This is a genomic window from Parabacteroides merdae ATCC 43184 (assembly GCF_025151215.1).
Taxonomy (GTDB): domain Bacteria; phylum Bacteroidota; class Bacteroidia; order Bacteroidales; family Tannerellaceae; genus Parabacteroides; species Parabacteroides merdae.
The window spans coordinates 2,096,037-2,119,022 of sequence record NZ_CP102286.1; the positions used below are offsets into that span (position 1 = coordinate 2,096,037).

At 46.3% G+C, this 22,986-nt stretch carries 20 protein-coding genes; 7 read left to right on the forward strand and 13 right to left on the reverse strand.

The features are described from left to right. Positions 1–50: 50 nt before the first annotated feature. The 6 genes from NQ542_RS08690 to NQ542_RS08715 form a co-directional block, all read right to left on the reverse strand. Complete coding sequence (locus NQ542_RS08690) at positions 51–1,046, reverse strand: glycoside hydrolase family 43 protein (RefSeq protein WP_005651025.1); 996 nt, start codon at positions 1,044–1,046, stop codon at positions 51–53. Positions 1,047–1,062: 16 nt separating this feature from the next. Then, entirely contained in the window at positions 1,063–2,127 is a 1,065-nt protein-coding gene (locus tag NQ542_RS08695) for a family 43 glycosylhydrolase (RefSeq protein ID WP_005636241.1), read from the reverse strand. An 86-nt stretch (positions 2,128–2,213) separates the two neighbouring features. Next, entirely contained in the window at positions 2,214–4,055 is a 1,842-nt protein-coding gene (locus NQ542_RS08700; protein ID WP_005636239.1) for a RagB/SusD family nutrient uptake outer membrane protein, read from the reverse strand. Between the two features lie 19 nt (positions 4,056–4,074). Next, entirely contained in the window at positions 4,075–7,644 is a 3,570-nt protein-coding gene (locus NQ542_RS08705; RefSeq protein ID WP_005636237.1) for a TonB-dependent receptor, read from the reverse strand. 167 nt (positions 7,645–7,811) lie between these two features. Beyond that, a complete protein-coding gene (locus tag NQ542_RS08710) occupies positions 7,812–8,837 on the reverse strand; it encodes a FecR family protein (protein WP_005636235.1) in 1,026 nt (341 codons plus the stop codon). 118 nt (positions 8,838–8,955) lie between these two features. Then, the gene (locus tag NQ542_RS08715; protein ID WP_005636233.1) at positions 8,956–9,540 is read right to left on the reverse strand and encodes an RNA polymerase sigma-70 factor; all 585 of its coding nucleotides are present in this window, start codon (positions 9,538–9,540) and stop codon (positions 8,956–8,958) included. 152 nt (positions 9,541–9,692) lie between these two features. Between NQ542_RS08715 and NQ542_RS08720 the strand changes: the two genes are divergently transcribed. After that, on the forward strand, positions 9,693–10,046 hold the full coding sequence (locus NQ542_RS08720) for a thioredoxin family protein (protein WP_005636230.1): 354 nt from the start codon (positions 9,693–9,695) through the stop codon (positions 10,044–10,046). Positions 10,047–10,098: 52 nt separating this feature from the next. Here the strand turns inward: NQ542_RS08720 and NQ542_RS08725 are convergent, their stop codons facing one another. Together NQ542_RS08725 and NQ542_RS08730 are read right to left on the reverse strand one after the other, a co-directional pair. Then, positions 10,099–13,587 (reverse strand): AAA domain-containing protein, encoded by a 3,489-nt coding sequence (locus NQ542_RS08725; RefSeq protein ID WP_005636228.1) that lies wholly within the window; start codon positions 13,585–13,587, stop codon positions 10,099–10,101. A 29-nt stretch (positions 13,588–13,616) separates the two neighbouring features. Then, complete coding sequence (locus tag NQ542_RS08730) at positions 13,617–14,285, reverse strand: DUF5715 family protein (RefSeq protein ID WP_005636226.1); 669 nt, start codon at positions 14,283–14,285, stop codon at positions 13,617–13,619. Between the two features lie 100 nt (positions 14,286–14,385). On the opposite strand from NQ542_RS08730, the gene NQ542_RS08735 reads away from it, so the two are divergent. From NQ542_RS08735 to NQ542_RS08760, 6 genes are all read left to right on the forward strand, one after another. Further along, positions 14,386–14,628, forward strand: a complete 243-nt coding sequence (locus NQ542_RS08735) for a hypothetical protein (protein WP_005636224.1) — start codon at positions 14,386–14,388, stop codon at positions 14,626–14,628. Beyond that, complete coding sequence (locus NQ542_RS08740; RefSeq protein WP_005636222.1) at positions 14,619–14,933, forward strand: type II toxin-antitoxin system RelE/ParE family toxin; 315 nt, start codon at positions 14,619–14,621, stop codon at positions 14,931–14,933. Before NQ542_RS08735 ends, NQ542_RS08740 begins: the two co-directional genes overlap by 10 nt. Positions 14,934–15,056: 123 nt before the next feature. Then, a complete protein-coding gene (locus NQ542_RS08745) occupies positions 15,057–16,079 on the forward strand; it encodes a PhoH family protein (protein ID WP_005636221.1) in 1,023 nt (340 codons plus the stop codon). Between the two features lie 21 nt (positions 16,080–16,100). Continuing rightward, positions 16,101–17,048 carry a phosphoribosylaminoimidazolesuccinocarboxamide synthase gene (locus tag NQ542_RS08750; RefSeq protein ID WP_005636219.1) on the forward strand — a complete coding sequence of 316 codons (948 nt, stop codon included), beginning with the start codon at positions 16,101–16,103 and terminating at the stop codon, positions 17,046–17,048. Between the two features lie 11 nt (positions 17,049–17,059). After that, on the forward strand, positions 17,060–17,827 hold the full coding sequence (gene ubiE, locus NQ542_RS08755) for a bifunctional demethylmenaquinone methyltransferase/2-methoxy-6-polyprenyl-1,4-benzoquinol methylase UbiE (protein WP_005636218.1): 768 nt from the start codon (positions 17,060–17,062) through the stop codon (positions 17,825–17,827). A gap of 21 nt (positions 17,828–17,848) precedes the next feature. Further along, positions 17,849–18,589 (forward strand): shikimate dehydrogenase family protein, encoded by a 741-nt coding sequence (locus tag NQ542_RS08760; protein WP_005636216.1) that lies wholly within the window; start codon positions 17,849–17,851, stop codon positions 18,587–18,589. Positions 18,590–18,676: 87 nt separating this feature from the next. On the opposite strand, the gene NQ542_RS08765 is transcribed toward NQ542_RS08760, so the two are convergent. From NQ542_RS08765 to mutY, 5 genes are read right to left on the reverse strand one after another with little or no spacing between them, the layout of a single operon-like run. Next, positions 18,677–19,294, reverse strand: a complete 618-nt coding sequence (locus NQ542_RS08765) for a 4'-phosphopantetheinyl transferase family protein (RefSeq protein WP_005636214.1) — start codon at positions 19,292–19,294, stop codon at positions 18,677–18,679. Continuing rightward, positions 19,294–19,869, reverse strand: a complete 576-nt coding sequence (gene gldD / locus NQ542_RS08770) for a gliding motility lipoprotein GldD (protein ID WP_005636212.1) — start codon at positions 19,867–19,869, stop codon at positions 19,294–19,296. Before gldD ends, NQ542_RS08765 begins: the two co-directional genes overlap by 1 nt. Then, entirely contained in the window at positions 19,869–21,209 is a 1,341-nt protein-coding gene (gldE, locus tag NQ542_RS08775; protein ID WP_005636210.1) for a gliding motility-associated protein GldE, read from the reverse strand. Before gldE ends, gldD begins: the two co-directional genes overlap by 1 nt. Positions 21,210–21,234: 25 nt before the next feature. Further along, complete coding sequence (gene ssb, locus NQ542_RS08780; RefSeq protein WP_005636208.1) at positions 21,235–21,738, reverse strand: single-stranded DNA-binding protein; 504 nt, start codon at positions 21,736–21,738, stop codon at positions 21,235–21,237. A gap of 42 nt (positions 21,739–21,780) precedes the next feature. Continuing rightward, the gene (gene mutY / locus NQ542_RS08785; protein WP_172676536.1) at positions 21,781–22,866 is read right to left on the reverse strand and encodes an A/G-specific adenine glycosylase; all 1,086 of its coding nucleotides are present in this window, start codon (positions 22,864–22,866) and stop codon (positions 21,781–21,783) included. Positions 22,867–22,986 lie beyond the last annotated feature (120 nt).

Here is a 22,986-nt window from a genome sequence, read left to right on the forward strand (position 1 = left end):
CCTAACTCATAGGGTTAGCACTTGTAAAGCGATGCCTTACTTTCTATACCTTATTTACCGGATGGCAGCCTGTCTACCACCATCGGACGGACAATATTTCCTCCTAACGAAACAATACTATCCTTGACAAACATATCTACGACAAACGAATTGCGAGGATGTATCTCAGACTCACTTTTGTGCGCATGGAAAACATAGCGCATCTTACCTTCCATATCAACAAAAGGAGCACCGTGACCGACGCCAACTAGCCCATCGCACTTATGCAACACGGGATTGCCTTCGTACTTTTTCCACGGGCCGAAAGGCGAATCCGATGTGGCAAAGCCTACCGCATAGTCCTGGCTTGTATAGCCGTTTGCCGAATAAATCAGATAATAGACGCCATTCTGTTTAAAGACGGAAGGACCTTCCACTACTTTGGGAAGAACCAATTCCCACGGTTCTTCGGCCTTGAAACATTGTGTCAATGTTTCTTCCTTGATCTCTTTCAGGTTCTCTTTCAGCTCTGCGCACCAGATGACATTGCCGTCGTTGAAACGAACGAAATATAGATAGGCTTTTCCGTCTTCGTCAAAAAAGACGGAAGTATCGATGCTCTTTTCCTCGCGGATCGGCTTATGCTCGTCCTGCTTGAACGGACCCAAAGGAGAATCTGCCGTAGCAACACAAATATGCTCTTCCGTCGAATAGAACATGTAGAACTTCTTATCTTTTTCAACATAATAGACTTCCGGCGCCCAGAACATCGATTCGCCGTACGAGTTCGCATGGCTAAGCGACAAAGCCGAGGCACGTTCCCAGTATTCGAGGTCTTTGGAGTAATAGACGTCAAAACCGGTTCCGACATTCGTCCCGTAAATATAGTAGAGGCTGTCATGTACCAAGATGTAAGGATCAGCCAGAGGGACCGTCTTGGACAAGACAGTTACCGGCTTTTCTTCTTCTACTTTTCCTTCTTCCTTTTTATCGGATTCGGAATCCGAACAACTCATGCAAAAACAAAGGGAGAACGAAAACAATAAAGTAATCCATTTCTTATTCATAAAATCATCAGTTTAATTATTTAATAACAGGACGAAACGCACCGTAAGAAGGCTCCAATTTATCAACGTAAGGCCAGCCGTCTTCATCCCACAAAATGCGGTCCAACAAAACTTGCCGTTGCGCATCCAAACGTTCCAGTTCAAAAGCATGGTAAAGCATCCACGTGTTCTTTTCGTCATCTTCGAGAAGGGTGGAATTGTGGCCGGTCCCAACAAAGCGGTCATTCTTATGCAGGATTACTTCATGCTTGTTATCCAACATTTGTCCTCCCTGTTTATCGACATACGGGCCGAAAAGGTCTTTCGAACGCGCCACAACTGTGGTGTAGGTGCTTTTCTGTCCTTCGCAACAAGAGCCGATAGAGCCGATGAGGTAGTAGTACCCGTCGCGTTTCCACAGGTTGATTCCTTCGTAAGCGTTGCCAGCGATCTGGCGTTTGGTGTCAAGTTTAGGCGTGATCATCACATCATCTGTCACATCCAGTTCCATGATATAAATTCCGAAGAAGCTCCCCCAAAGCATATAATACTTGCCGTCTTCCTCATAGAAATACTGGTCGATGGAGTTCTCTACATTCACTTCACGGCTGTCAAATACTTTGCCTTTCGGTGTGAACGGACCTTCGGGAGAATCGGAAACGGCATAACCAACGGTGCTAACCCAATGATTGCCCCATTGCGCCAAAGAATAGAAAAGAACATATTTGCCTTTCACATAGCGAATCTCCGGGGCCCAAAGATGAGCACGTTCTTTGACATCCTTGTTGTCGGGCAAGAAGTCTGGACGAGTCTCATCAGTGAAGGCAGTTCCTATCTCTTCCCATTTCACCATATCTCTTGATCGAAAAATCGGCAAGTTACGGATATCTTCAGTCGCATATAAATAAAAATAACCATCTTTTGCTCGCATGGCAGTCGGATCAGGTGCAGCAATCCGTATCACCGGATTATGATAAGCTAGTTGTGAATCATCAACTTTCGGAATATCCTGCCCATCCGAATTTCCAGTATTACCATTTCCACTACAAGCAGTGCAATAAATAGCACAAGACAACAAGAAAAATTTTTTTACATTCTTCATTTTCTATCTATTTTTATGAAGAAGCTATTACAATAGTACATATCAAAAATATAAACTTTTGCAACAGCTTCTTCTTTACAAAATCATTACTTCCAACCCGGATTCTGTTCCATATTCGGGTTCATCTGCGTTTCGTTATACGGAATCGGATATAACCAATAATGGTCTCCCCCCCACGCATAATGATAAGTTGCCTGTCCCCAAACCTGTCGCAGACCGTTCACCACCTGTTTGCCGTTGTCGTCATATGTGGCAAACTTTTTGTCCTTCCAAGTCTTCCAACGAAGTTCGTCAAAGTAAATCAGGTCTTCACCAAGCAATTCCCAATACCGTTCGTTCCGGATACGTTCACGCATATCAGCTTGGCCCATCACGGTCGTTGGGACATTGGAGTTGAGCAATTGGGCACCGGCACGAGCACGTACCTGATTGACAACAGTAACCGCTTCGTCTATCTTGCCCTGTTCGTTCAATGCCTCAGCAAGGTTCAACAGAACATCAGCATACCGGATTTTCGGCATATCAATACCAGTACCTTTTTGGCTACCTTCACCGACTCCTTCCGTCACGAATTTACGGTTCAGATAATAAAACATCGCCTGCGTATCAGTACGCAAATCACTCGCTTCACGCGTAATCGTACCATCCGCATTTTGTGTTTCTATCCACTGGCTACGGAACGGATAGCGGTTTGTAAAGTAATTATCAGCACCTCCGTCACCTCCTAAATAGGTGGCATACGGCGTAATGACACTCATTTCTAAACGCGGATCACGCTGTTCGTAAGCCTTGCGAATACGAGCTTCATTGCCACTCGGCAGATAATAATCCATATTGGCCCCCTGCTCTTTCGCATTTGCGATTTCTGATTCCGTCAAGTTATCACGCAAGAAAAAGACACGGCGTTCATTGACCGTCAACTTATAATACTCGGGAATGATCTTCGACCAGTCGAACTTGCTTCCATCCGCACACTCATAGGTATCAACGAAATCCGGATTGACCAAATAGTTATTCCACATGGAACCATAAGTACAACGATTACCAAATCCCCGGTTCTTAGAATTCCAATAACCATCCTCTTCGATGCACTGGACAGAGAAGATCATCTCATCACACTGCTCATTGACCTCCTTGAACAACATCTTATAGGCATTCGCACCGGAAGTAAACAGGCGATAACCACAATCACCGACCTTTTTGAAGTCAGCTTCAGCAGCCCCCCAGTTCTCCAACCACAGGTATATCTTGCCTCTGAGCGCATACGCTGCACCTTTCGTAATGTGACCATAATCATTGTCGCCGCTGTTGTATTTATCCGGCAAATTTGGCTCGTTGATGCAATCAGTCAAATCCTTAATCAACTCATTCCAGAGATCCGTCATAGAAAGACGGCTACCCTTCGCTTCTTCGATGTTCTTGATTGGCTCTGTATAATAAGGAACACCACCAAACAGCAAGTTCAATTCATAATACCAATAGCTACGGAGAAATTTGGCTTCAGCAATCAAACGTGCTTTCTTCGCTTCCGGAAGCCCTACCACATCCGGCATATTAGCAATCACATCATTGCAACGGATGATAAACTTATAGTTGTCATGCCAAATCCAACTCGGACCATCTCCTGATGTCGTCTGGTTGCCAAACAGCATACCAAAGTTACGCCAGTTCGCATCGCGATCCATCACTGCCGAAAAGCAATCGAACCACATATTATAGTTATCATTATACAAATGGTTCAATCCATTGTATAAGCCGGTAACAGTCTGTTCAGCCATCGTGGCATCTGCCCATACCTCTCCTTCACTCGGCTGGTTTTTCGGAGTCAAATCCATATCTACACAACCTGTAAAGAACAAACCTGACAAAATTGTTGCTGAAAAAAGTTTTGCCATGTCTTTTATAATTCCCAAATTATTCTTGTCCATACTTTTTTTCACAATTTAATTAGAATGTCACATTAACACCAACCGTATACTGGCGGATCGGCATATAACCGTCACCGGCCATACGTTCCGGATCGCTACCTTCGAACTTAGTGATTGTCAGTAAATTTTCGCCAGACAGATAAACTCGTGCATTCTGAATGAAGGCTACTTTCATCCATTCTTTCGGAAAGGTATAGCCTATCGTCAGGTTTTTCAGCTTTATGTAGTTACCATTCTTCAGATGCCAAGAACTGGTAGCACTTGCCTGACCGCTGTTCTGATAACCAACGAGACGTGGCGTTTCGGAATAAATGTTCGTACGCGGATCATTCGGATTTTCAGGATCGAAGAAATAGTGATCATAAGCAATGTCATATCCGAGACCATATCCGTGCGTAACACTGACGCTGTTTTGCGTTTGTTTGTAATAATCGATCTTGAATCCGGCTGCTCCCGCCCAGTTCATCGATAGGTCAAAGCCCTTCCATGTCATGCTTGCCTGCAAGCCGAAGTAGTATTTCGGTCTCCAAGAAACACCTTGAAAATCGCGATCGTCATCATTACCATAAATACCATCTCCGTTATAGTCAGCATAAATCATATCCCCATACCAAATCTTATCTTTGCCGATCGCTTGGTTTGGGTAAAACTTATAACCAGCATCAAACATCGCCTGCAACCATTTCATATCAGCCTCAGTACGGATCATTCCGTCTTTCGGTCCCCCATTAATATTCACTGTCCCATCACTATTGAAATAAGAACCGTTACCTTTGTATGGATTCATCATATAATATTCATTCATCTCGTGGCCTTCCACGATCAAGTTGGACGAACCGTTTGCTACCGTACCAACATTCTGATACCACACTTTTTTGCCGTTGGCATCCGTACGCCATTCGCGGACCAACTCCCCTTTATATTTCGTCACTTTATTCTTATTATAAGTAAAGTTTCCTGAAACTGAGTAAGAGATGTCTCCGACACGGTCATTCCAACCCAAAGTAATTTCAAGCCCTTTGTTGTTAACACCTGCCAGATTCTGGAGCGGAGAAGTAAATTGGTTCAGAGATTCCGGAAGCGTCGGGCGATATAAGATTCCATCCGTTTTTTTGTCATATACTTCGATCGTTCCGTTCAAACGGTTGTTCAAAACACCGAAATCAAGACCTATATTGGTAATAGCCGTTTCCTCCCATTCCAAAGCGTAGTTGGAGAAAGTAGTCATGGCTAAACCATTGGATTTATTGCTATTGAACGCATAGTTGTAACCTGAACCGTAAAGTGCCTGCCACTCGTAATTACCAATGGAATTATTACCCAACTTCCCCCAAGATGCACGCAGCTTCAAATTACTCAACCAATCTATATCTTTCATGAATTCCTCTTCAGATATACGCCAACCGGCAGAGAAAGAAGGAAACAGACCCCAACGAGAATCGGGAGAAAAACGAGAAGAACCATCATAACGCATGTTCATTTCGAACAAGTAACGATTGTCAAATGCATAATTGATGCGACCGAACCAAGAACGAGAAGAATATTCGTATGAAGAACCCTTAATATAATAAGGATCCGTCATGGCATCAAAGTCTGTCAAATTGACACTTGACATACCTTCCTTACAAATATCCACTTCGTCTCCCCAGTTACGCGATTCTTCATAACCGATCAATGCACCCACATCGTGCTTTCCATAAGTATGCGCCCAACTCACCAGCATATTGGTTTTCCAGTACTTTTCACGTCTTTCCCAATCATACACCTTATAAGTAGCCATATCCGTAGAAGTCGGAGGCGTACTCAAAGTCATTGTACGGTTGAAACTGTACTGTTCTTTATAATCAGAAGGTTGCCATCTGTGATGGTTTGTAAACTGATCATAATAAAAGTTGGCTGTAAACTTGAAGTCTTTCAAGAACTTCACTTCTATATACGGGTTCACGAAATATTTGTTCTGCTTGTAGTAACCATACGAGTTACTCATATTCAGCAATGGGTTTCCTGCCTGCCCGTCTTCTTCGTTAGTTTCGATTCCACCATATTTGCCGTCATAATAAGGATAAACACCTGGGGTCACCTTCTGCATGTTCAATCCCCACATATCGCCCAGATTATTGCGATCCTGATCGGCGTTATACCCCCAAGCACGCATTCCTACAGTCAGGAAATCGGTTACTCTCGACTCGATGTCACTACGCAAATAATATTTCTTTACCCCCGACTCGATAACCAAACCTGGATTATTCAGGTAAGTACCCGAAATCGCATAGTTAGTACGCTTTTCCGCACCAGTCAAGCTGATAGTATGTTCCTGCATCCATTTCGGGTCATAAACGACATCATACCAATCCGTATTCGGATGCGTCACATAATTCGGTATGCCAGCGACATTCGTCGCGTTCGGGTTATTAGCTGCTTCACGCCACTCATTGATCGTCGACTGGGAGAACTTGGCCGCCTGGTTCGTGTTGAGATAACCTTCGTTGACAAACTCCATATAATCCGCATAATCCGTTACCTGACGAATCAGCTTGGCCGGAGTCTGGTAAGAAAACTTGCCCGAATAGGTCACATTGATTTTTCCATCCGAACCACGTTTCGTCGTAACCAAGATTACCCCATTAGCCCCTCTGTTACCGTAAATGGCACAAGAAGCGGCATCTTTCAAGATGGAGATCGAAGCCACATCATTTGGATTCACTTCATTGAGGCTCATCTCCATTCCGTCCACAAGGATCAGTGGGCCAGCATCGTTCATCGTACCCACACCACGGATCAAGATGGAAGAACCTTCGGCATTCGGCTGGCTACTAGTATTCATCACATTGACACCAGCCGCCATACCTGACAACGATGCGGCGATCGTGGTAACCGGACGGCTCAGCTTCTCATCCGTAAAATTTAGACTGGCTACAGATCCGGTCAAATTCACCTTCTTCTGAGCAGCATAACCGACAACAACAACTTCTTCAAGAGCTTGGGTGTCATCTTTCAATACGATTTCGAAAGCCCCTTTATTACCCACTACAATCTCTTGGGCCATGTAACCGATATAGGATACCGAAAGTTTAGAATCGGCAGAAACGCCTTCCAGCGTAAATTTCCCGTCCATATCGGTTATTGTTCCGTTGGTAGTGCCCTTTACCGAAACATTCGCTCCGACAACCGGTTCGCCATTAACATCGCGGACAACTCCGGTGACAATCTTTCCCTGCTGGTGAACGCCAGCCTCCTTGACAGTTATGATAATGTTTTTATTCGATATCGTATAACTACAATTCGGGAGAATTGTAGTCAGTATATCTGATATACTGAGATCCTCAGCATTCAATGTGACACGTTTGTCCACGTCTATTATTTCGTCATTATAAAAGAACGTAAACTCACTGCAATTTTCAATTTTCTTTAATACCTCTTTGACTGTTGAGTTTTTCATATTGAGGCTAATCCGGACAGTCTGAGAATAAGACTCTGTAGCATAAAGCCCACTTAACATGAAAGTTAACATAAACAGGGCTAAATTCATCACCCTGGTTTCTTTTTGAATAAAAGAATACAAAAGACCCTTTCGGTTAAAATAAATCATATTCTATATAGATTTTCAGTTAAACTTTATCGCCGAAACCAAATACCGGACGATAGATTAATTATTTTTTTCGACAGACGAATGCAACCCACATACACCTATCCTCTTTTTTCACAATAACATCATTTGTCTATTCCCATAAGCAATCTGTTTTTAAAGTTAAACATTTATTTTCGAGGAGTTATATATACTTTATTTTTCTTTATCTCATACCTAATCGGAGCAATCAGACTCATCGCCTCCATCACCTCTTCGATGCTCTCCTGCCGGATTGTGAAAGAAAGACGAGTGGCAGCGGCAAACTGCTTCGGGCATTCAATGTCCATATTATAGCGTCCCTCCATACTGATTAAGATATCAGCCAGACAGTCGTTGTCAAATACCAGGCGGTCTTTGATCCAATCGGTATATAAACCGGCTTTGGCTTCTTCGACAGAGGCGGTCTGATCCGACTTACGGTATCTAAACAGTTCATCCGGTTTCAAGTAAACCGGATCTTTCAAGGCTTTTCCCGATATCTTCACACTACCGTTCAGCAAAGCGGTCTTTACAAATTCACCGGAAGAATAGCTATCGAGATCGAAGCAGGTCCCCAAGACCTCTACATCTATCTCTCCCGCCTGTACGACAAAAGGCTTTTTCGCATCTTTCGCCACCTCGAAATATGCTTCTCCCTCCAAAGAGACCAACCGTCTGTCATCGGCAAATTGATTCGGATAAGTCAGTTTAGTTTCCGAATTCAGCCAAACCACCGATCCGTCAGGCAACGTGAACCGGCCTTTGCTTCCTTTTGCCGTAATCAGTTGGTTTTGCACGATGACATCAGGAGCGGAATGCTCCTTCCAACTGCCGATACCATAACCGATTCCCAGCAAAAGCAACAAGACGGCAGCAATCCGCGTCCAACGCAAAACCACCGATAATGTATTTCTCTTCGCAGGCAAGTTCCTCTCCATCCGTCCCTGCTCCAGCAAGATACGGTTTTTCAGTTTCCCCAAAGCGATATCGATCTCCAGCTCGTTTCCGGCAGCGACATTACAAGACAGCCACAGGTCACGAGTTGCAATAAAATCATCCCGATTATCATCCGATTGTTTCAGCCATCGAAGCAATAGCCTCTTCTCTTCCAGTTCAGCCGAGCCATCCAGATAACGGATTATGATTTCGTTGATATCGTGTGTTTCTTCTTTCATTACAGATTCATTTATTAGTAATACAAAAAAAGGTAGTTTTACCCTACCTTCATCCTACAAAGAATTAACGTTTCTTTTTATTCTCCGGCATGAAACTTTCGTTCCACCCTCTGGCTGTCTAAAGAGAAAGACAAGTGACAGCCAACACTAATAAAGGGAATAAGTCCCTTTGGATAAGATATTCTTTCAACCCGGAAAGAGCCTTGCTAATCTGCTTTTCAACCGCTTTGATACTAATATTCAGTTGTTCCGCAATCTCACGGTTCTTCAATCCATAGCTCCGGCTTAACATAAATATTTTATGGCATTGAGGGGGAAGCGTGTTTATATAAGACATGATTTCTTCTTCCAGTTCTTTCAATAACAAGCTCTGCTCGGAATTTTGCATATAAGAGGAAACGTACTGATCCAATATATCCGTCTCTCTCTCAGGTTTCAAAGGGTATACATCCTGTTGTTTCTTATCCAACGCATTCAGAGCATGCGTATATACGGCTTTGAAAAGATAAGACTTTACAGATTCATCCTCAAAACGGATACTTTCACGCCGCTTCCAAAGTTCATAAAAAACATCCTGAACAATATCTTCCGACAAATCCTTATCATTCACAAAACGGAAAGCATACGCCCGCAAAGGTTTGTAGAAACGCTTGAACAGTGTTTCCAAGGCTGCAAAATCCTGAACATATATCTCTCCTGACATGAATTTGTTGTTTTATAAAAAGCAAAAATACAGATATTTTTCATTTAATGCCGGCAGAAGGGGAATATTGATAACTATATAAGCAATATTGCCATTTACAATGCAACCATATTATCACTATCTTTGTTTTATTAATAATAAAAGGAAACAACATGACACCGATTGAATTAACAAAAACGGAATTTATACAGCGAGTAGGAAACTTCGAAGAAAGCCCCAAAGATTGGAAATACGTAGGCGACAAACCTTGTATCGTAGACTTTCATGCTCCCTGGTGCGGCTATTGCAAACGTCTGGAGCCGATACTCGATGAGTTTGCAAAAGAATACGACGGAAAACTCTACATCTATAAAGTCAATGTAGACAACGAAGAAGAACTGGAAGCTGCTTTCAAGATCCGGACGATCCCGACTTTGCTCCTCTGCCGCATGGACGGGAATAAAGAAATGATGCTCGGCACGATGGGTAAACCGGAACTTCGCAAAGTGATCGAAGGCATCTTATAATGTCTCTATCAAATATTAGAATACAGAAGGTATGAATCAGGAAAGCCAAGCGCTAATTCTGATTCATGCCTTCTACTTTTATACGGATCGAGCCTGGAGTCCGTTGGAAGCAGGAACAAAACAGATTCAGATCATTCGTCTTTTGCATGAAATCCTGTAATATCCGGCATTCCTCATCCGACCATGTTTCATAATGACGGGGATATTGTTTACGAACTCTCATTATCGACTCGGATACGTCCGTTTTCTTGATTCCCAATTGCCGGATACGCTTTTTGAAACCGGCCAGATCTTCATCCGTACAGTTGTTTACCGGATCGGCATCAAAGAAACTCGGACAAATCTTATTCCCGACCTGTTCCTGTTTCGTTACAGAGACAGGAATAGGTTCGAAAAGAACGGATTCCGGTTCTATTGCACCTAACTCCTTCCTTAAGTTTGAAATATGCTTCGCTGCTTCTGGAGAAATCAGTTTCACGGAACATTCATGACGGGAATAACTCCCATTTCTACGTGCAGAAAGCCAGTTAAAGGAACCTTCCACCAATACTGAATCATCAATCGCAAGCGATTTATTATGAATGCCTTTCAACAGAATCAACTTAACACCGTTTTCGGTTAAAGCCTTCCGTCCGGCAACGGCCTCCTTCCGCAACACACCGGTTTGTTTGTCACAATCTAAGCGGAAATCCGAATACACCACGACTTCCACACCCCGCTCTACCGCTTCCCGCATCAGAGGAATAAGATTATCATGTTCAATCGCCTGGATCGATATAAAAGGAGATACGATCAGCAACCTTTTTGTCGCATCTTTAAAGGCTTGCCGCAACAAACCGGTGTGTTCCTTCAATGTCGATAAACGTTCGGCCGGCTGGTAGCGGCAAAGCGGTTCCTTTTGCCGATAGATGAAATTGCCGGACACTTCGTTCGCAGGATCGTCAAACAACCATTTTGCCAGGTTACCGACGGGCGTATTTCGTTCGGGATGGAATATATTCATATTCCCGAACACCAGAAAATGATACTGCGCACGCGAAACAGCCACGTTGAGCATATTGTACTTTCCACCTTGCTCCATAAAAAAAGAAGCATCACCGGGAGAATTGACCGATGAAAAGATCACGACCGGACACTGCGCTCCCTGCAAAGAATGAACAGTACCGATCGTCATACCGGCAAACGCTTCTGCCTCCGGCGACTGTTCCGCAAGACTACGGATGATTTCTTCCTGCGCCTTAAATGGGGTGACTACAGCCACTATTTTACGGATCGGCTCCTTGTAAGCGCTTTCCAACTTATCTTTTTCCGTTTCCAGCCAAGAGACGATTGCTGCCGCTTCCGCTCTGTTCAAGACACTGCCCGTCGCCCCTTTTTCACTGACTCCGTTTACATGGACATACCCTTTAGGCGGCAAGTCTTTATACTTCACCTTGTTTCCTTTCTTCGGCAGCAAACGGCCGTGATACACATAGTCGTTACAATAAGCAATGATAGGATCGAGACAACGCCTGTGTTCGGTCAAGAAAGCGCCTCTTTCACCGGCGACTTCGAAACTGCAACTCTTCCGCGCCATCTTCATGATGCTTCCGGACGAAGACAAGAAACCGTTTTCATGCAGAAACGCATACCGATCATCGGACTCGGAGGATACTAAGCCAAAACGTTTCAGATTAATACTGGAATATTCGTCCGAGATGGACCATATCGGTTCGATCTGTTCCACGTCTCCCACTAAAATAGCTTGCTTGGCAAGGCTGAAAGACGGAATTGCCAGTTCGGGAGATACCTGCCCCGATTCATCCACAATCAGCAAATCGATCGCATCATAGAGCGGCGCATCCCACTCCCCATTGTCCGCACAAACCATGTATTTCGGCAAAGAATGGAAAGTCGAAATAAAAACAGGCATCACACAGGCCAAACGCTTCAACCGTTCGGTGTAATCCTCTCGGCCACGTGTCTCCCCCTCTTTATCGCATCCGGCCAAGCGGCGGATGAACTCGGCTTCCCGGTCATGGATGGCATACCAGAACAAAAGATAGCGGTAACTGATATCCAGCCGCACCGCCATATCTTCCGTATAAGGAAGGGCATTGTATTCCGGATTGGCAACCAACTTGTCATAGCATGCCTTAAAATCTTCCGTCTGCTCCCAGCCGCATATCACATCTTCATAGCTTGGATGTTTTTGAAATTTACGGAGCAGTTTACTCAGAAAACCTTTATCCGCCATCTCTTTTCCATATTGTTTGAGACTGGCAACATTCAAGCAGGTTCCAATCTCATCCCGCATCTTCCTCATTTGCCTGCGAAGGAAACGCTGGCATGCAACTTCATCCCGGCAAGATGTCTGAAAGAAACGATTGAAATGTTCCAGATAGAACCCGCGATATTCTTCCAACCGGGCAGGATCGTCATAATCATTCGGAAAGCCTTCACCTTTCGTATTGAACATCATTTTGTACTGATCCTTTTGTTCGTCTTTGCCTGACAGATACAATCCCAACGTATCCAAACCGGGCAGCCAGCGGAGAGTCAACAGGTTTGCAGGCTTATCGCCAGAAGGCTGTTCGATCTTGAAATCTTTCAGGATATTGGTAATCGCCTGGTTATTGGCGGAACTGGCTACGATGATATCCTGATCATCAGGATGCTCCAGTACGGCATGGACGATCCGGTTGGCAATCACCGTCTGTAAAAAGGTCGTCTTGCCTGTTCCCGGAGGTCCGTTAACGGCAAAGATATCGGAACTGTCCGGGTCCGTATACATGGCAAGCGTCTCACGCTGGGAGACGGACAGCGGAAACTCGCCGCTCATCTGTGCCCAATGGTCTTTATTGCAATAAACTTGCTGTCTATCCGGCACAGGCAGCAATGTTTCCAGCTTTTTACGGATCAGAAGTTCCAGTAACGGATGGGAAGATTTACTTTCCAATAGCTTGTCATACAAGTTGATGATCTTTTGTGCCATTCCTCGTCCGGGAGCTTTCACGACAATGATTTCAGGCTTGTCGGCATAATTCATTTCCCGGAAAGTCAAGCCGGTCGCATCTTGGAACAGTTTTTCGCAGGCACTCCAATATATCTTCCAGTCCGTCTCTTCGGTATCGAACTCGCTCAAGAGCCGGTCCACATTCGAAAGGGATGCAATCGTTCTGTCATTGCGCGCATTCGGAGACAAAAACTTACGGACAAAAACCGGAATACGTTCAGACTTGTTGTCGCAGACCTGAAAAGTGCCGTCCGGCAACAATGTCGCGGAAATCAGGAAGGGGTACTCCGGAGTATTCTGTCCGGAAGCCCACCCGTTTTCGTACTCAGGAAGAAAGACACAAGGAGCAATCTGTATTTTACGTTTCTCGTCATCCGTCTTTTGCTTCCCTTTCGGGAAAAGCAAGGGAATGTCTTTGCGAAGTATAAATTCCGGAACCTTGTCACCTATCCGCAATGTAACCCGCGCTTCTTTCTTTAGCGACCTGCTCCTTCGTTCGGCATCCAGCAGGCAGTTTTTCCAGTATTTCAGTAGTTTTTTGTCCATTCGATCAGTAAGCCGTTTGTTGTCTCTTTCTATTTCTTTTCCCGGACGGTTATATGAAAACAACCTTGCTTGCGTTCGTGTTTGACATAGCAACGCTCTTCCCGTTTCAAATCACGCAAAACCATTGCCAATACCATTTTCAACCGGTCTTTGTCGATATTCAGAGTATCGCTCTCGTCTACTTTGGTATAACGGGCCCAGGAGACATCAAAAGTCGTTCCGTAGCGGTGGGCCGAGTTTTGGGAGGAATTGGTATTTCTCTTTTTCAGGTTCTTGACATCATCGACCGTACGGGTGACACTGGTCACTTTGATTTTATAGACCGAAGCATTCAGATTGCGTAAGGAATCCTGGAAATTATGCCCGATATCTTCCAGCAACTGTGCTGCCGAAGGGATCAGATATGGGATGGAATGCGTCAGCTTTTCCACTTCATAATACTCATTGGTTTCGATCTCTTCCATCTCCTTTTTTACTTTCTCCGCTTCTTCACGGTTCGATGCCGGTTTGATGCCGATACGTTTCGCTTCGGCCAGATGTACATCGTTCAGGTCTTTGAAATCGCGGTTATAGCTTCCGTTATACCAGATACGTTTCAACTCTCCGCGTTCTTCCTTTTTTCCACAAGACGAACATATCACTGCCACCGAGCAAGCAGCCACTATCAACCCGATACTACATATTATCTTTTTCATCATTTTTCTTTTAGCGGAAACAAAAGTAACCAAGATTCACTGATTTCAAAATATTTATGACTATTTTTGTGAATTCTGAATATAAACCCAAATAGTTAATTGTATGGACGCATTGGAATTAAAACTGTCACTTATCGAACAACTGAAAACGATCGACGATGTAAAACTGTTGACACAGATCAAAAATTTGATCAGCATAGCAACAGAAAAGAAAGAAACGCGCTATCCGGCACAGATGACGCTGGACGAATTAAAGGAAGTGTTGAAGAAATCGAGAGAAGAATCCAAAAAAGGATTAGGTATGACAACGGAAGAATTACGTAAACGATACCCACTATGCGAATAATAATAAAGTGGTTACCTCAAGCCATTACCTTACTTGACAACATCTACAGATTCTACAGTGAAAAAAGCCAGACCGCAGCTATCCGTTTATACAACAGACTATTGGATTCTGCCGAACCTTTACGCATTTTTCCGCAAGCGGGCCCTATCGAACCGTTACTGAAAGGATATGATTGTGAATTTCGTTCCCTTGTCGTCGAAAAACATTACAAGCTGATTTACACGGTTACCGACGAACTAATCGAAATCCATGCCGTTTGGGATTGCCGCCAGGAAGGATGGCACCTGCAAGAAATGTTCAAATAATCTTCGTGAAGAGACAACAAAATGCCCCACAATTTATCTTTACATAAAGAATATTACTAATTTTGTCTGCCTGAACGAGAGTGGTAGAAAACTCGCGACAAAGGCAAAACTAAAACAAATTGAATGATTGAACGAATTTATATTCTTGAGAGCGTAGACCCGGTTATATTCTACGGAGTAAACAATGTCAACATGCAGTTGATCAAGACATTGTTCCCCAAGCTACGCATTGTGGCAAGGGGAAATGTGATGAAAGTGATAGGAGACGAAGACGAATCGGAGCTCTTTCTCAAGAAAATTCGCGAGGTAGAAAAATATTGTGAGGAATTCAACTCGCTGAGCGAAGATGTCATACTGGACATCATCAAAGGCAAAGCCCCGGTGATCACCAAACAAGAGAACCTGATCATTCACGGGATGAACGGCAAACCGATCGTCGCCCGCACGGAAAACCAGCAACGCCTAGTCAAAGCATTCGAAGAAAACGACCTCGTCTTTGCCACGGGCCCTGCCGGAACAGGTAAGACATTCGTCGCCATAGCCCTCGCCGTTAAAGCACTTAAAAACAAAGAAATCCGCAAGATCATCCTAAGCCGTCCGGCAGTAGAGGCCGGTGAGAAATTAGGATTCCTCCCCGGCGAGATGAAGGACAAACTCGACCCGTACCTCCAACCTCTGTATGACGCCCTGCAAGACATGGTTCCCGGGGCCAAGCTGAAGGAATACATGGAGAACAACGTGATCCAGATCGCCCCCCTAGCCTTCATGCGCGGGCGGACGTTGAACGATGCGGTCATCATCCTCGACGAAGCGCAGAACACGACGACCCACCAGATCAAGATGTTCCTCACCCGCCTCGGAATGAATGCAAAAATGATCATTACCGGAGACGTGACACAGATCGACCTGCCGCCGACAGCGACCTCCGGTCTCGTACAGGCCATGCAAATCCTGAAAGGCGTAAAGGGAATCGGCAAAGTCGAATTCGAGAAAAAGGACATTGTCCGCCATAAACTCGTCCAACGTATCGTCGAAGCCTACGACAAATTCGACAGCAAGCATGGCAAAGGCGGTTCGAGAACCGTCTCCAAGGAACAGCAAGAAGAGATAAAGAACAATATTAATAACAGTCAGGACGCCCGATAAGCGCCCCATAAAAACAAAGATATGAAGAAGGCATTAACAAAAACAGACTTCAATTTCCCAGGACAGAAGAGTGTCTATCATGGTAAAGTACGCGATGTGTACAACATCAACGACGATGTATTGGTGATGGTTGCAACAGACCGTATCTCGGCATTCGACGTAGTCCTGCCGGAAGGTATCCCTTACAAAGGACAGATGCTGAACCAGATCGCAGCCAAATTCCTGGATGCAACTACCGACATCTGCCCGAACTGGAAACTGGCTACTCCCGATCCGATGGTGACCGTAGGCGTGATGTGCCAGGGATTTCCTGTTGAAATGATCGTACGCGGCTACCTCTGCGGAAGTGCATGGCGTGCTTATAAGAGCGGCGTGCGTGAAATCTGCGGTGTAAAACTGCCGGAAGGCATGCGTGAAAACGAACGTTTCCCCGAACCGATCGTTACCCCGACGACAAAAGCCGAGATCGGCGAACACGATGCCGACATCTCCAAGGAAGAAATCCTGGCTAAAGGTCTGGCCACTCCCGAAGAATACGAACTGTTGGAAAAATACACGCTCGCCCTCTTCAAACGCGGTACGGAAATTGCTGCCGAACGCGGCTTGATCCTTGTCGACACAAAGTACGAATTCGGCAAGCATGGCGGCAAGATCTACCTGATGGACGAAATCCATACACCGGACTCTTCCCGCTATTTCTACAGCGAAGGCTACGAAGAACGTTTTGCCAAAGGCGAACCGCAGAAGCAACTCTCCAAAGAGTTTGTCCGCGAATGGCTGATGGAAAACGATTTCCAAGGCAAGGCTGGCCAGAAAGTTCCCGAAATGACTCCGGCTATCGTAGACGGTATCAGCGAACGTTATATCGAACTGTATGAACACATCACAGGCGAGAAGTTCGAAAAAGGCGATACGGACAATCTCCTTTCCCGTATCGAAAAGAACGTAACCGAATATCTCAACAAATAAGATAAACGGATATGGCGAAGTACGGTTCAGAACAGATTCTACCCTACAACAACGAGGAGCACAAAACGACACAAGTCAGGCGCATGTTTGACTCCATCGCCGGTACATACGATCAGCTGAACCATACGCTCTCGCTGGGTATCGACAAAATATGGCGCAGGAAAGGAATCGCTTTCCTGCGTCCTTTTTCTCCCGCCTCAATTCTCGATATCGCCACAGGCACGGGGGATCTGGCCATCTCCATGCACCGCCGCCTGAAAGCCGACCGCATCATCGGGGCCGACATCTCGGAGGGCATGATGGAAGTCGGACGGCAGAAAGTCGCTGAAGCGGGATTGTCGGACCACATCACGTTCGAATACCAGGACTGCACGGCACTGACCTATCCGGACAACTCGTTCGACGCCGTCACCGCCGCATTCGGAGTACGGAATTTCGAAAACATAGAACAAGGTATCACCGAGATGTACCGGGTTCTGAAGCCGGGGGGCCATCTGATGATCCTGGAACTGTCCTCACCGGTACATTTCCCGATGAAGCAACTCTACAACATCTATTCGAAAGTCGTGATCCCTACCGTCGGGCGCCTGCTATCAAAAGAGCATACAGCCTACAGTTACCTGCCGGCCTCCATCAAAGTCGTTCCACAAGGGAAGGTCATGACCGACCTGCTCAGCCGGGTAGGTTTCAGCGAAGCCCGTTCGCACACTTTCACCTTCGGCATTTGTTCGCTATACACGGGCAGCAAGGGCGGTTCGCAAACCACCCCAACAGTATAAATCATCTTAAATTTACAGGTCATGCAAAAATATGGTTTAATAGGATATCCCCTCGGACACTCTTTTTCAAAGAACTACTTCAACCAGAAGTTCGAATCCGAGAACATTGATGCAACTTATCTGAACTTCGAGATCCCGAACATCAAAGATCTGAAGACTGTATTAAAAGAGAACCCGGAATTGAACGGTCTGAATGTCACCATCCCCTACAAGGAACAAGTCATTCCCTACTTGGATGACCTGGACGAAGACGCTCGCTTGATCGGAGCCGTCAACGTCATCAAATTTACGAAAGGCCTCTTCGGCAAAAAACTGAAAGGCTACAACTCCGACATCATCGGCTTCAAGCGCTCCATCGAACCGCTCCTGAACGAAACACATCGCAAAGCCTTGATCCTGGGAACGGGTGGTGCGTCAAAAGCAGTCTTCCAAGGATTAAAACAATTGGGTGTCGGCGCCACGCTGGTTTCCCGTAAACCGAAAGAGCACTGCATCACCTATGAAGAAATCACTCCGAAGACAATGCAGCAGTACACCGTCATCGTCAATACGACCCCGTTAGGCATGTACCCGAATATCAACGCATGTCCCGACATTCCTTACGACCTGCTCACCCCGGACCATCTGTTGTACGACCTTCTGTACAACCCGGATGAAACTCTCTTCATGAAGAAAGGGAAAGAAAAAGGAGCCGTCGTCAAGAACGGCCTTGAAATGCTCCTGCTACAAGCATTCGCGGCTTGGGAAATCTGGCAGAAATAAAGCATAGCTTTACGACTCCTAACCCATAGCATTAGAAGGCATAACCCTATGGGTTAGGATATATATACCGATACTGAAAAAAACAATTCAACTCCGGGTTAATACGAAATCGGGGGTGACAAGGTAGTCCAACCGATAAACCGCCCCTTCTTCCGTACGGGTTTCATAGACGGTGAAACTCCCTTCTTCCGCATAGGGAAACGGACGGACATGCAGATGGTGAAGGAAGTCGACTTCTTCCTGCCCGATCATCTTGAAAAGCGTCTCTTTTGCACACCAATGAAGCAACAAGTGCTCCGTCTCGTGCTCTTTGTCGATACCCGCCTCTTCTTCCGGATTCATAAAGCGACTGCGTATCCTCGACACCCTCCCGGAATGGTATTCGATGTCGATACCGGCGGCAGGACGGTTCTGCAACAGAACGGCGGCATAACCTTTCGTATGGGAAATGCTGATATGCAAAGACGAGCCGGACAGGTAAGGCGCACCGTTCGGACGATAGGCTACGCAGACCGGGCCGCCCGTAAGCTCCTGCAAAAGCACACGGCAGGCAAGCCATTCCCGGCGACGCTGCTCCGTACGGATCAGCTCCAGCTGCGGAAGATATTCTTCCCTGTTCCGCAAAAGGGACAGAAGCACTTCGGAAGACTCCTCGATCTTCCAGATTCCCCACAACGGACCGGTATGTTTCATCAGGAGAGGCATTATTTCTTCCACTCAAAAGATTGGATCAGTTCTACGATATCCTGTTTCAGATATCGGGTGACGGGAGCCAGCGAATCTGCATTCGGGATACAATCATAATACAAAGCTCCCCGGAAAAAATGCGAGACACTGTCGGTCAACATAAATTGCAATGGCGAAGCGGATTCGCCATCCAGCATGAAAAGCGAACCATAAACCGAAGCCTCCGGATTGCTGTACGCCTGCATCTTGATCCGTTCCGGATATTTCGATTGCCGGACAACCAACGCGCGACACTCCTCCTCCGCCCTGCCCAGCGTAGCCGGAGTGATAGGGAAATAGCTGCAATAGAGCTTCACGTTCAACTGCGGATAAGAGAGATTGATCCACCCTGCCGGATTCCCGACCGGAGGCAACTCCACCTCTGCCCATCTGGAAAGCCGGAAAGTATAAGGTAAATCCCTTACCGGAAGTGCCTGGTAGGAAGGGGCAGGCGGTTCGATACGGAAATAGCCGCGCGGCTTCGGTGTATATTCCGTACAGGAAACACACAAGGCCAACAGCCCCCCACACACTATACCGGTTGACATACGCATTACTCCTCTTGCCGCTCCTTTCCTTGGTCCGAAATGCGGTTGAACTTGACTTTCAGGATACGGCGGTTATCGATCTCCAGAACCTGGAAACGATAGTCGTCATATTCGATGATCTCGCGGCGGCGAGGGAAGTCGCCTTTGATCTCCAACAGAAGGCCGGCAAGAGTTTCGACCTCCTCCGTCAGTTTGCCGAATTCGGTAGGATCGGCATCGATCACACGGAAAAAGTCGGTCAGCAATATCTTGGCTTCAAAAATAAGACTGCCGTCCGCCAGGCGGATGAACTGCTTTTCATCTTCGTCGTATTCATCGGAAATCTCTCCGACAATCTCTTCCAGGATATCCTCCATCGTCACAATACCGGAAGTTCCGCCAAACTCGTCCACCACGATCGCCATATGGATCTTGCTGGTACGGAATTCCTCCAGGAGATCGTCGATCTTCTTCGTCTCAGGCACGAAATAGGCCGGACGGATCAAGCTCTGCCAACGGAACGTGTCAGGCTTCTCCACATACGGCAAAAGGTCTTTGATATACAGGATTCCCTTGATGTTATCCTCCGAATCGGCATAAACCGGAATACGGGAATAACCGGATCGGATGATGAAATCGACCACGGTGCGGAAACTCGTCTTGATGTCGATATCCTCCATATCCAGGCGGGGCGTCATGATCTCGTCGGCAGTCTTGTTGTAGAACTTGATGATCTCCGAAAGCATCTCTTTCTCTTCCGGCATTTCGGTGGAAGTGAGTTCCAATGCTTTGGAAAGCTCGTCGACCGAAAGATCGTACTTCTTCTTGACTAACGCCTTGTTGATGACGCTGGTCGACGTGACCAATATGTTCGAAAGCGGCCGGCAGACACGCTCCACGACATTCAGTACAGGGGCCGAACTGCGCACGAACCGCAGCGAGTTTTTCTGTGCATAAATCTTCGGCATGATCTCGCCGAACAACAAAAGGAGAAAGGTCAGGACGATCGTCTCCAGAATAAAGCCCAACATCGGGGCGGATGAGAAATCGACGATCGCGTTGATACCGTAGGTACAAAGCATGACGACAGCCACATTCACAAAGTTGTTGGCTATCAGGATAGCGGCGAGCAGGTACTCGGAACGGTCCAGCAAACGCTGGATTAATGGGTCTGAAGGTGCATTCTCTTCCCGGATGTCGTTGATATCACCCGGGGTTAACGAGAAAAATGCCACTTCGGAAGCCGACACAAAGCCGGAAACCAACAGCAGAAGAATTGCAAGGCTTAACGCTATTACAGGGCCTGCTGTGAGCGCCTGTATAGTAACCTGGTCGAATAAGCCCGATAAATAATAGTCTGAGTCCAAGGGGAACAGTATTAGTTAAACAATATCAGAACGGAAGGTCGTCCGCACTGTTGGAATCTAAAGATGTGTCCGGTTGTCCGGATGCGGGTTGCTGGTAGCCCGTCGCCTGCTGGTATCCGGTGGACGGCTGGGCGGTCTGAGGCTGTGCCGCCGTCATTCCTGTACCGGAAGCATTGTCACGATTTCCCGTACCGGAACCTGTGCTGTAAAATTCGACACGGTCGGCATGGATTTCCGTCACATACCGCTTCACGCCGGACTGGTCGTCGTAACTACGCGTACGGATCTTGCCTTCCACATAGAGTCCGGAACCTTTCTTCACCCATTTTTCAACGAAGGAAACCAAATCACGGCGAACGACCACATTGTGCCATTCCGTACGTTCCGGAACAACCGTACCATTGGCCAACGTATAACCCCTCTCGGAAGTTGCAAGCGGGAAGTTGGCAACAGCAGCGCCACTATCGAAGTAACGTACTTCTGGATCGCGTCCGACGTTACCGATCAATATAACTTTATTCAATGACATAGCTCTATTCTTTTATTAGTCTACAAAGAAACACAAATTCAGTCATTCTGACAAGTTTCCTTCTAATTTCTCCAAATAAATATGTATCAGGCGAGGAACCGCATATTTCTCCACATCGTCAGTCGCCACAGGAAGGTAAGACTTCAGGGCATCGCCCTCCCGCTCTATCTCTATCCGGTAGAAAGCCGTATACAATATCTGATGGGACAGGACATGTTTCACCCCCTGCAAATCAGCCGAAACATTCAGCCGGCCCGCTCCTGCAAACAGCCGACGAAAAGCATCCGTCGTCTGCAACTCTGCAAAATCCATCGCCTTGTCCGTTTCGATAAGCGGAAACTCGTAGAGTCCTTCCCAAATGTCTTTCCCTTTCCGGCGGGACAGCCAGGTTTTTCCTTTATATATAATGTATAAATAATGAAAATACCGGTCACGCGTCCTGGTCTTTTTCTGTTTCACCGGATAGGTCTGCACATCGCCCGCCCCATAAGCAGCGCAGTGCCCTTTCAACGGACAAGCTTCGCAATCCGGATTTTGCGGCACGCATTGCAAGGCGCCCAATTCCATTATAGCCTGGTTGTGTTGCCCGGCATACCGGGGGTCCATCACCAAGCCTGCCAGTTCCGTAAAGGCTTTTTTCCCTCTGGGCGTATCGATCGGAGTATCTACCGCAAACAGGCGCGAAAGCACTCGGAAGACATTCCCGTCCACGACTGGATACGGCTGGTTCCATACAAAGGAAACGATGGCCGCCGCCGTATATTCTCCTATCCCTTTCAAAGAGATCACATCCTCATAGCGTTCAGGAAATATCCCACCGAAACGTTCCATAATATCTTTTGCCGCAGCATGCAGGTTACGGGCGCGACTATAATAACCAAGCCCCTGCCAATATTTCAACACCTCGTCTTCCTCCGCCGAAGCCAGCGAAGCCACATCCGGGAACCGTTCGGTAAAACGGAGAAAATAGTCCATCCCTTGTGCCACCCGTGTTTGTTGAAGGATTATCTCGGATATCCAGATGATATAAGGGTCGGAAGACTCCCTCCAGGGCAGCTCCCTTTTATGTATCCGATACCAGTCACGCAACAAACGGCTGGTTTCTAATTCGTTTTCTATCTGCGACATACGGTTCTTTTTTGCCTCTTCAAAACTTGCAACTAATTGATTACTGCAAACATACACAGTTCTAACGAATTGTAAGGAAACTTTTTTCTTAAAATTTGGCTGACAATTCTTTTTCCACTT